Raw genomic sequence first — 9,306 nt, 5'->3', positions numbered from 1 at the left:
TTCTTCATGAGAGCCGTCCCGAACGCTTCGGGGCGGCTTTCGTGCGTTACGGTGGCCGATATGAGCGGCCGCGCGCACCTGATGTGGGACCAGGCAGTCACCGCGTACGACTTCGGTCCCGAACACCCCATGGATCCGGTCCGGTTGGCGCTCACCATGCGTCTCGTCGAGGAACTGGGTGTCGACAAGGCCGTCGACGTCGTCGCGGCGCCCGCGGCCGGCGACTCGACGCTGCGTCTTGTGCACCGGCAGGACTACATCGACGCCGTGCGGCAGGCGTCCGCGGTGCCGGGCGAAGCCGACCCCTCGTACGGGCTCGGGACGGTCGACGATCCGGCGTTCGCGGGGATGCACGAGGCGTCCGCGTTGATCGCGGGGCAGTCCGTGGCGGCGGCGGAGGCCGTGTGGGACGGGCGGGCCGTGCACGCAGTGAACTTCGCCGGGGGACTGCACCACGCGATGCCCGGGGCCGCTTCCGGGTTCTGCGTCTACAACGATGCGGCGCTGGCCATCGCGCGGCTGCTGGAGTTGGGCGTAGAGCGGGTGGCGTACGTGGATGTGGACGTGCACCACGGTGATGGCGTGCAGGCGGCGTTCTGGGACGACCCGCGGGTGCTGACCGTCTCCGTCCACGAGCACCCCAGCACGCTGTTCCCGCAGACCGGTTGGCCCGAGGAGACCGGGGGGTCCGGGGCCGAGGGGCAGGCGGTGAACGTGGCGCTGCCGGCCGGGACCGGGGATGCGGGGTGGCTGCGGGCGTTCCACGCCGTCGTGCCGGAGCTGCTGGCGTCCTGGGGCCCCCAGGTGCTCGTGTCGCAGCACGGGGCCGATACGCACGCGGAGGACCCGTTGGCGCATCTCGCCGTCAGCCTGGACGCGCAGCGTGCGGTGATGGAGACGTGCCACCGCCTGGCGCACGAGCACGCGGACGGCCGGTGGCTGGCCCTCGGCGGGGGCGGGTACGCCGTCGTGGACGTCGTACCGCGCTCCTGGGCCCATCTGTGCGCCATCGCCGCCGGCCGGCCCGTCGCGCCGGAGGCGGAGGTGCCCGAGAGCTGGCGGGCCGAGGCGCTGCGGCGCACGGGGCAGCAGGCGCCGTTCCGGATGACCGACGGGCGGGATGCGTCCTGGGCGGACTGGGAGGCGGGGTACGACCCGGCCTCGCCGCTGGATCGTGCGGTGCGTGCCGCGCGGCGCACGGTGTTCCCGGCGCACGGGCTGCTGCCCTGAAGCAGCCGGCCCGCCCGGCGGCTTTCTTGTGGGCGAAATATTCGCGAAGCCGCCCGTTCCGCCCGTAAGGGCGGCCAGAGTGGGTCGGGTGTTGACCGACGCACCCTTGTTGCGTAGGCATCTGCTGGCGACGGGGATCGCCGGGCCGGTGGCGACGAGCCGCGACAAGAGCCTCCGCAGGTATCAGCAGTTCGCGGCCCGCGACCCCCGGGTGCTGCTCGGCCTGGAACCGGAACGCGACTGGTCGGTGGCCGAGTTGCTGCGGCTCATGGCGGAACGGTGCGGTACGAGCGGGGATCCGGGCCGGATCTCGGGCACCGAGGTCATCGATCCGGACCGTACGATCGCCGCCCTGGAAGCCTTCGCGGAGCGGCTGCGCGGCGCCGTACGCGACGGCGAGGCGGTGCTGTTCGGGACCGGCCATCCCGACCGCCTCCTCGGCTTCTACGCCCCCTTGGCCGCGGCGCTCTCGGCGGCTGGATGCGTTGTCCTCACCCCCGGTGAGGGCAGAGATGTCGACATAACGACCCGATTCGGCGTACGTACATACCGCCTCAACTACCCCGGGAAAGTCGCCGTTCTGGGTGGCCAGGACCCGTCCACTCAGGTCGCGACCAGGGGGGTCCATACTCACTCTCCGCTTCCCCTGCGTGCGGCACTCGGTGCCGCGGCGGCGGCCGGCGGGCCGCTGCCCGCGCTGGTGGTGGGGGACCACGGATGGGCCTGCGGGGCTGGTCAGTTGGGCATCGAGGCCATCGGTCTGGCGGACGCCGACGACCCGGCACCCTTCGTCGCCCAGGTGGAGGGCCGAGTGCCCGTCGTGGTGCCTCTTGATGACTCTGTGCAACCGGACAGCTACGGGCCGGTGGCCGAGTATGTGCTCAAACACGCCCGTCTGTCACTGTAGCCATGCGATCGCTACTCCTCTTCCCCACTTGCATCACCCGCCCCTAATCTGGGGAGGAGCGCGCATGCGAGGAGGAGGCACCGGAGGGGAAGCCGGTGTCCGTCATGTGCGGAAGGTTCAGGTGTGTCATGGCTGCAAGCGATAAGCCTCTCAACGAGGTTGTGTTCCTGACCGTGGCGGAAGTAGCCGCGGTGATGCGAGTGTCCAAGATGACCGTGTACCGGTTGGTGCACAGCGGCCATCTGCCGGCGATCCGGGTGGGGAGGTCCTTCCGGGTGCCGGAGCAGGCCGTGCACGAATACCTCCGCGAGTCGTATGTGGGGGTGGAGTCCGCCTGACGGGTCCGACTGGTTGCGCACCCTCGATTACGTCAATCCAGTTCGCCCGGGTAGGCTTAGGCCCCTGTAAGACGTGTGGGCCCTTGCCCGCCCACCCCGACGGAGAGAAGTGAGCGAGGGTACCCGTGGGCTCTGTGATCAAGAAGCGGCGTAAGCGGATGGCTAAGAAGAAGCACCGCAAGCTGCTGAAGCGCACGCGAGTGCAGCGCCGCAACAAGAAGTAGCGGTAGCCCGCACCCGTACCGCCGTTCATCCGCCTTCCCGGCGGGTGGGCGGCGGTTGTGCGTGGTACGGCGATGTCCTGCGTATACGGTGGGGCGAGCGTGCGTGCGGGCAGGGAGAGGAAGGCGAAGGCCAGTGGGCAGGACCGTGCTCGTCACCGGCGTCGCCCGCCCCCTCGTCGGGCGGCTGGTCCGCCGGCTGCTGCGCGAGCCGGACGTCGACCGCGTCGTCGGCGTCGACTCCAGGGCGCCCGAGCACCGGCTCGGCGGCGCCGAATTCGTACCCGCGGACATCCGCCATCCCGTGCTCGCCCGGATCCTCGTCGAGCACGGCATCGACACCGTGATGCACATGGACGTCACCGGCACCCCGCTCGCCCGCGGCGGCCGGGCGGCGGTCAAGGAGAACAACGTCATCGGGTCCATGCAACTGCTCGGCGCCTGCCAGCAGGCGCCGCGCGTGCGGCGGCTGGTCGTCAAGTCCACCACCAGCGTCTACGGGTCCGCGCCCCGCGACCCCGCCGTGTTCACCGAGAGCACGCCGCCGAAGGCGCTGCCCAGCGGCGGCTTCGCGAAGGACGCGGTGGAGGTCGAGGGGTACGTGCGCGGGTTCGCCCGGCGCCGCCCGGACGTCGCCGTGTGCGTGCTGCGGTTCGCCAACATCCTGGGCCCGCGCGTGGACACGCCGCTCGCCGAGTACCTGGCGCTGCCCGCGCTGCCCACCGTCCTCGGCTACGACCCGCGGCTGCAGTTCGTCCACGAGGACGACGTCCTCGACGTGCTGCTGCTCGCGGCCGGCGAGCCGCGCCGCGGCACGATCAACAGCGGCACGTTCAACATCGCCGGCGAGGGCGTGCTGCTGCTGTCCCAGGCGGCCCGGCGGCTCGGCCGCCCCACGGTCCCGGTGCCGCTGCCCGCGGTGACGTGGGTCGGCTCGGCGCTGCGGTCCGCGGGGATGACGGACTTCTCGCCTGAGCAGATCCGGCTGCTGACCCACGGGCGGGTCGTGGAGACGACGCAGATGCGTGAACTGCTGGGCTTCACCCCGGAGTACTCGACGGTGGAGACGTTCGCCGACTTCGCCGCCGGGCGGGCGGCGGGGCTGCTGCCGCCGCGCGAGGTGCGGCGGGCCGTGGACGCGGTCGGCGAGCTGCTGGGGCTGCCGGGGGCCCGGACCCCGGTGCAGGCGGACGGCGTTGCGAAGGAGTCGGTGCACGATGGCTGACGCGAAGGTCATTCCGTTCGACGACGACCGCTCCCGCGGCGGCGGCAAGCCCCGGCGCCGGTCCGGCGCGGGCCGGCCGCGGCGCCCGGACGGCGGCGGGGGTGCCGCGGGCGCGGAGGCGGCGCTCTCCGCGCTGCCCGGCGGACAGGGCTCCGCAGCCGGCGAGAGCGGCGGGGACGGCGCGGACGACGGGGCCGGCGAGAGCGGCGCGGACGGCGGGGGAGCGGGGCGTACGGGCGCCGCAGGGGCCGCGGACGGCGCCGCGTCCGGGGGCCGTACGGCACCGCCGGGAGCCGAGGCCGCGGAAGCGGTCGCCGCTGCGCTGCAGAACGCCCTCATGGACGCGCTGCCGCGGCTCCTCGGCGGCGGCTGGGAGCGCAAGGCCACCGATGCGCTGAGCTTCCTGCGGCGGCGGCTGACGGGCGACTACGAGGTCGACGAGTTCGGCTTCGACGCGGAGCTCACGGACCAGGTGCTCGTGCCGCTCTTCCGGCCGGTCTTCGAGAAGTACTTCCGGGTGACGGTCAAGGGCGTCGAGAACATCCCCGACACCGGCGGTGCGCTCGTCGTCTGCAACCACTCCGGCGTGGTGCCCTGGGACGGGCTGATGGCCCAGGTCGCCGTCCACGACCACCACCCCGCCGACCGGCATCTGCGGCTGCTCGCGGCCGACCTGGTGTTCATGCTGCCGTTCGTCAACCAGCTGGCCCGCAAGGGCGGGCACACGCTGGCCTGCGCCGACGACGCGGCACGGCTGCTCGCGCGGGGCGAGGTCGTGGGGGTGATGCCGGAGGGCTTCAAGGGCATCGGCAAGCCGTTCGCCGACCGCTACAAGCTGCAGCGCTTCGGCCGCGGCGGCTTCGTCTCGACGGCGCTGCGGGCGGGGGCGCCGATCGTGCCGTGCTCGATCGTCGGGGCCGAGGAGATCTATCCGATGATCGGCAACGCCAAGACGGTGGCGCGGCTGCTGGGGCTGCCGTACTTCCCGGTGACGCCGACGTTCCCGTGGCTGGGTGCGCTGGGGGCCGTACCGCTGCCGACGAAGTGGACGATCGAGTTCGGTGAGCCGATCCCCACGGACGGCTATCCGCCGGAGGCGGCGGACGACCCCATGCTGATGTTCAACCTGACCGACCAGGTGCGCGAGACGATCCAGCACACGCTGTACAAGCTGCTGGTGGAGCGGCGGTCGGTCTTCTTCTGACCGTGGCCGCTACTCCTCGTCGCCGAAGTCGAGGCCCAGGTCGGGCAGCGGCAGCAGGGGCGGGAGGGTGATCTCCGGCTTCTCCTTGTCGGGCTCCTGCTCCGTGGGCGGGGAGGTGCTGCCGCTCTCCTGTCCGCCCGACTCGTCCCCGTCGGGCAGGACGCCGCCGATCAGGCCGTCCTCGCCGACCAGCCCGCCCTCCTGGGTGGCGCTGGGCTTCGGCTCGCCGTCGTCGCCGACCTCGCCGTCGGCCGTGGCCGTGGACGACGGGGCGGGCTCGGCCGGGTCGGTGTCGGTGCGGCTGCCGCCGGTGCTCGCCGTGCCGGGCGCGCTGCCGCTGGGGGAGGTGTCGTCCTCGGTGCCGGGCAGCAGCGAGGACAGCGGGGCGACATCGCCCTTTATGGCGTCGAACACCGAGCTGACCTCGTCGCCCAGCTCGCCCAGCTCGGCGGGGAGCCGGTCGCGCAGCTGCTGCCAACTGCGCTCGTTCTTCTGCGAGAAGGCGGAGAGGGTCTGCATGGGGCCGAGCGAGCCGTCCTCGTCGTACGCGCCGCGCAGCAGCTTGCGGCCCTCGCCGGCGTCGTGCCGTACGTTGTCGAGGGCTTCGCGGACCTCGTTCACCGACTCGGCGTCGAGGTCGCCGGCGCGGCCCCGCTCCATGAGGCGCCGTGCCTCGTTCAGGCGCGTGGACGCCTGGTCGAGGTAGATGCGGCCGCGCTCGGTGTCGCCGTCGGCCATGCCGCGGCGCAGGTCTTCCATGCCGCGCTTGAGGCCGTAGAGGGTGTCGCCCGGGAGGGCGTCGGAGCTGACCGCGGCGGCGGCGCTGAACGCGCCGGTCGCGACGCCGACGCCGACGCCGCCCATGGCCACGCCGCGGGAGAGGCGGGACTGCGGGCGCAGCCGGGACAGCGGGCCTGCCGCGCGGTGGGCGCCGCGCTTGCGGGGCGCGGGGATCAGCGGGGCCTCGGTGCTCTCCGCGGTGTCCTCGGCGAGCATCGCCTCCATGGCGGCGATGAGCTGCGTCCGCTGGACGGTCTTGACCTCGGGGTCGAGGGTCGGACCCGGCACCGAGGCGAGCTGCCCGGCGAGGCCCAGCAGCCTGGCCTGCTCGGGGTCGGCTGCCAGGGCCTCAGCCTGCTGCGCCCGAGACTCCTCCTCAAGGGCCTGGGCGAAGGCGTTCGCCCGCCGGTGTGCCGATACGGATCCGATCACGGACGGCACCTCCTGTCGACTCGGGGTCTCTGTGTGGGACTCCCTATCCCGCCCCCGGCGTTGTACTCCTTGACCCATTTCACTCGAAGGAGTGAGCCAAGGTGGACAAGCCGCGGCCGGAGAAGCCCTGCTACCCGCTCAACGACGGGCAGGGCAGTCGGGTTACGCGGTGGCGTTGATACTACTTCGACCGGCGGAGGCGCCCCGGGTATCGGAAGGGTCAAGGGAGTTCGCTTCCCGTCAGCGGGCGTCGTCGGGCAGCAGGCGGGCGAGGGTGCGTACGGCCCGGTACTGCAGCGTCTTGATGGCGCCTTCGTTCTTGCCCATCACCTTGGCGGTCTCGGCCACCGACAGCCCCTGGAGGAACCGGAGGGTCACGCATTCCTGCTGCTGCGGGTTGAGCTTGCGGACGGTCTCCAGCAGCGCGGTGTTGGACAGGGACTCCAGGACGGAGTCCTCGGGGCTGCGCTCGGTCTCGCTGGGGTCCAGCATCTCGCCGGTGGTGACCTCCAGGCGGAACCGGCTGGACTTGAAGTGGTCCGCGACCAGGTTGCGCGCGATCGTCACCAGCCAGGCGCCGAAGTCGCGGCCCTGCCAGGTGAACGTGCCGATCCGGCGCAGGGCGCGCAGGAAGGTTTCCGAGGTGAGGTCCTCGGCCGTGGCCCGGCCGCCGACGCGGTAGTAGATGTAGCGGTAGACGGTGTCGGCGTACTGGTCGTAGAGCCGGCCGAACGCCTCGGTCTCGCCGGACTGGGCGCGCTCGACGAGGTCCATCATGCGGCGGCTGTCGCCGGTCGAGGGCTGCGGCTGCCTGGTCTGCCTGCCGCTGCGTTCGCGGGTGCCCGCGCCGCCGCCCTGCCGGCGTCTGCTGCCGACCGCGGCGCTGCCGTCGGTGAGCGCGTAGGCGGGGCCTGCGACCGGGCCGGCGGCGGGACTGGCGGCGGGGCCGGCGACGGCCAGGGCGGGCGAGAAGAGGCGCAGTTGCTCTATTACCTGCGCGCGCAGCGTAGCCAGGCCTGAGGCGTCAACCCCGACGTATGGGTACACGGGACTCCCAGAGGCAGTGCTTCCATCACGTTCAGTGCGGGACCGTTGACCGACGTAGGTATGCGCGGGCACCGGATTGCGTCTGAGGAGAATAACGCTTCGTGTCGGGTGCGCTACCTCCAGTTGCTCAAATCACCGTTTCCGTCCGATCCGTAGCCTATTGACGACCCCTCAAGTATCGGCCGTCGGATTGAGTTTGATCGGTAAGTGACACGAACTGCCTGGTTCGCGGGCGTGTTGTGTGTTTCCCGGAGGAATCGGTCACGGGTACGCTGCCGACTCCCCGTTGACCGCGGGGCCGGGGTCGCCGGCCGGGGGCGGGCCAAGTGCGCTCGATTCAGCGGCGGCGGCGCTGCAGGGCGGCCGCCGCGGCCGCGCCGCCGGCCACCGCGCCGACGCCCGCCGCGGCCGGGATGCCGACCCTCGCCGCCTTGCGGCCCGTGCGGTAGTCGCGCAGCCGCCATCCGTGTTCGCGCGCGTGCTTGCGCAGCCGCGCATCGGGGTTGACCGCGTACGGGTGGCCGACGAGCGAGAGCATCGGGATGTCGTTCGCCGAGTCGCTGTACGCGGCGCAGCGCCCCAGCTCCAGCGCCTCCGCGGCGGCCAGTGCCCGTACCGCCTCTGCCTTGGCGGGGCCGTGCAGCACCTCGCCGACGAGCCGGCCGGTGTAGACGCCGCCGACGGACTCCGCGACCGTGCCCAGGGCGCCGGTCAGGCCGAGCCGGCGGGCGATGATCGTCGCGGTCTCGACGGGGGCGGCGGTGACGAGCCACACCTTCTGGCCGGCTTCGAGGTGCGCCTCGGCCAGCGCGCGGGTGCCGGGCCAGATGCGCTCGGCCATGTACTCGTCGTAGATCTCCTCGCCCATCTCCATGAGATCGGCGACGCGATGGCCCTGCACGATGGACAGCGCGCTGGACTGCGCGTCCTCCATGTGCCCGGAGTGCTCGGCTCCGGCGAGGCGGAAGTACGCCTGCTGCCAGGCGAACCGGGCGAGGTCGCGGGTGCGGAAGAACTTGCGCTTGTAGAGCCCGCGGCCGAAGTGGTAGAGCGCGGCGCCCTGCATGATCGTGTTGTCGAGGTCGAAGAAGGCCGCCGCGTGCACGTCGCCGTGCACGGGGAAGTCCGGTTCCTCGTCCTCCTTTGCGGGCTCGCCGGCTTTCGCCACGCCTTGTGCGAGCGCGGCCTCCGCCTCCGCCTGTGCGGCGTGCTCCAGCTCCTGCGAGGTCTTGCGCGCCGCCTCGGCCGCGGCCTCGCCGGCGGCGACGCTGCGCGCGGTCGCGCGGCGTCTGCGGCTGAGCCATCCGAATGCGGCCATGACGATGAGCATAACGGTGCGAGGCGGGCCAACCGGTGTCGAGGGCCCGGGCCTCCATGGACGCACGCGTGAACTCCCGGGTGGTATCTGCCCGGCCTTGCGCGCCCGCTGTCCGGTCGTATTCGTTCCACGCCCGTTGTCTGTCCGGTTCTGCTCGCTTACGCGTGGCTCCGTACGCTCGTGCATCGCGGCACAATCAATGACATGAGCCTGCTGCGACGCAAGACCGCCGCCCCCGCGCCCGCCCCCGCCGACCGGACCGTGACCCTCATCGGCAAGCCCGGCTGCCATCTGTGCGACGAGGCGCGCGAGGTGGTCGTCTCCGTCTGCGCGGAGCTGGGTGCCGGCTGGGAGGAGAAGGACATCACCCGGGACGAGGAGCTGTACCGGCTCTACTGGGAGCAGATCCCGGTGGTCCTCGTGGACGGTGAGCAGCACGACTTCTGGCGGGTCGACCCGGAGAGGCTGCGGCGGGCGCTGCGGTCGTGAGCCGCGGGGTGACGCCCGTCACTTTGCCCGGACAAAGCGGACACCATCTTTGTGCACGCGTTCACAAAGGCATAGCCTTCTCTCATCAGTGCGGTTTCGCCCCGGCGGGCCGTAC

Annotated in this window: 10 protein-coding genes; 7 read left to right on the top strand and 3 right to left on the bottom strand. The window is 72.1% G+C overall.

The window, feature by feature from the left end; translation table 11 throughout:
* Window positions 1-60 precede the first annotated feature (60 nt).
* From LG396_RS25930 to LG396_RS25905, 6 genes are all read left to right on the top strand, one after another.
* The gene (locus LG396_RS25930) at window positions 61-1,230 is read left to right on the top strand and encodes an acetoin utilization protein AcuC (protein WP_018840282.1); all 1,170 of its coding nucleotides are present in this window, start codon (window positions 61-63) and stop codon (window positions 1,228-1,230) included.
* Window positions 1,231-1,318: 88 nt separating this feature from the next.
* Window positions 1,319-2,137, top strand: a complete 819-nt coding sequence (locus tag LG396_RS25925; protein ID WP_037748712.1) for a phosphatase — start codon at window positions 1,319-1,321, stop codon at window positions 2,135-2,137.
* A gap of 128 nt (window positions 2,138-2,265) precedes the next feature.
* Window positions 2,266-2,475 carry a helix-turn-helix domain-containing protein gene (locus tag LG396_RS25920; protein WP_158691643.1) on the top strand — a complete coding sequence of 70 codons (210 nt, stop codon included), beginning with the start codon at window positions 2,266-2,268 and terminating at the stop codon, window positions 2,473-2,475.
* Window positions 2,476-2,600: 125 nt separating this feature from the next.
* Window positions 2,601-2,699 carry a 30S ribosomal protein bS22 gene (locus LG396_RS25915; RefSeq protein ID WP_003948845.1) on the top strand — a complete coding sequence of 33 codons (99 nt, stop codon included), beginning with the start codon at window positions 2,601-2,603 and terminating at the stop codon, window positions 2,697-2,699.
* A 133-nt stretch (window positions 2,700-2,832) separates the two neighbouring features.
* On the top strand, window positions 2,833-3,921 hold the full coding sequence (locus LG396_RS25910; protein WP_018840279.1) for an NAD-dependent epimerase/dehydratase family protein: 1,089 nt from the start codon (window positions 2,833-2,835) through the stop codon (window positions 3,919-3,921).
* Entirely contained in the window at window positions 3,914-5,125 is a 1,212-nt protein-coding gene (locus LG396_RS25905; RefSeq protein ID WP_225796598.1) for a lysophospholipid acyltransferase family protein, read from the top strand. Before LG396_RS25910 ends, LG396_RS25905 begins: the two co-directional genes overlap by 8 nt.
* Before the next feature lie 9 nt (window positions 5,126-5,134).
* Here the strand turns inward: LG396_RS25905 and LG396_RS25900 are convergent, their stop codons facing one another.
* From LG396_RS25900 to LG396_RS25890, 3 genes are all read right to left on the bottom strand, one after another.
* On the bottom strand, window positions 5,135-6,346 hold the full coding sequence (locus LG396_RS25900; RefSeq protein WP_225796597.1) for a DUF5667 domain-containing protein: 1,212 nt from the start codon (window positions 6,344-6,346) through the stop codon (window positions 5,135-5,137).
* 231 nt (window positions 6,347-6,577) lie between these two features.
* Window positions 6,578-7,384 carry an ECF subfamily RNA polymerase sigma factor, BldN family gene (locus LG396_RS25895; RefSeq protein ID WP_027744750.1) on the bottom strand — a complete coding sequence of 269 codons (807 nt, stop codon included), beginning with the start codon at window positions 7,382-7,384 and terminating at the stop codon, window positions 6,578-6,580.
* Window positions 7,385-7,721: 337 nt separating this feature from the next.
* Window positions 7,722-8,714, bottom strand: coding sequence for an HAD family hydrolase (locus tag LG396_RS25890; protein ID WP_225796596.1), 993 nt, complete (start codon window positions 8,712-8,714; stop codon window positions 7,722-7,724).
* A gap of 192 nt (window positions 8,715-8,906) precedes the next feature.
* On the opposite strand from LG396_RS25890, the gene LG396_RS25885 reads away from it, so the two are divergent.
* Complete coding sequence (locus LG396_RS25885; protein ID WP_018840274.1) at window positions 8,907-9,191, top strand: glutaredoxin family protein; 285 nt, start codon at window positions 8,907-8,909, stop codon at window positions 9,189-9,191.
* The last annotated feature ends 115 nt before the right edge of the window (window positions 9,192-9,306 follow it).

This window comes from Streptomyces aculeolatus (assembly GCF_020400605.1).
Classification (GTDB): Bacteria; Actinomycetota; Actinomycetes; order Streptomycetales; family Streptomycetaceae; genus Streptomyces; species Streptomyces aculeolatus.
Note: the sequence above shows the minus strand (reverse complement) of the source record. Positions and strands in the feature narration are given on the sequence as shown.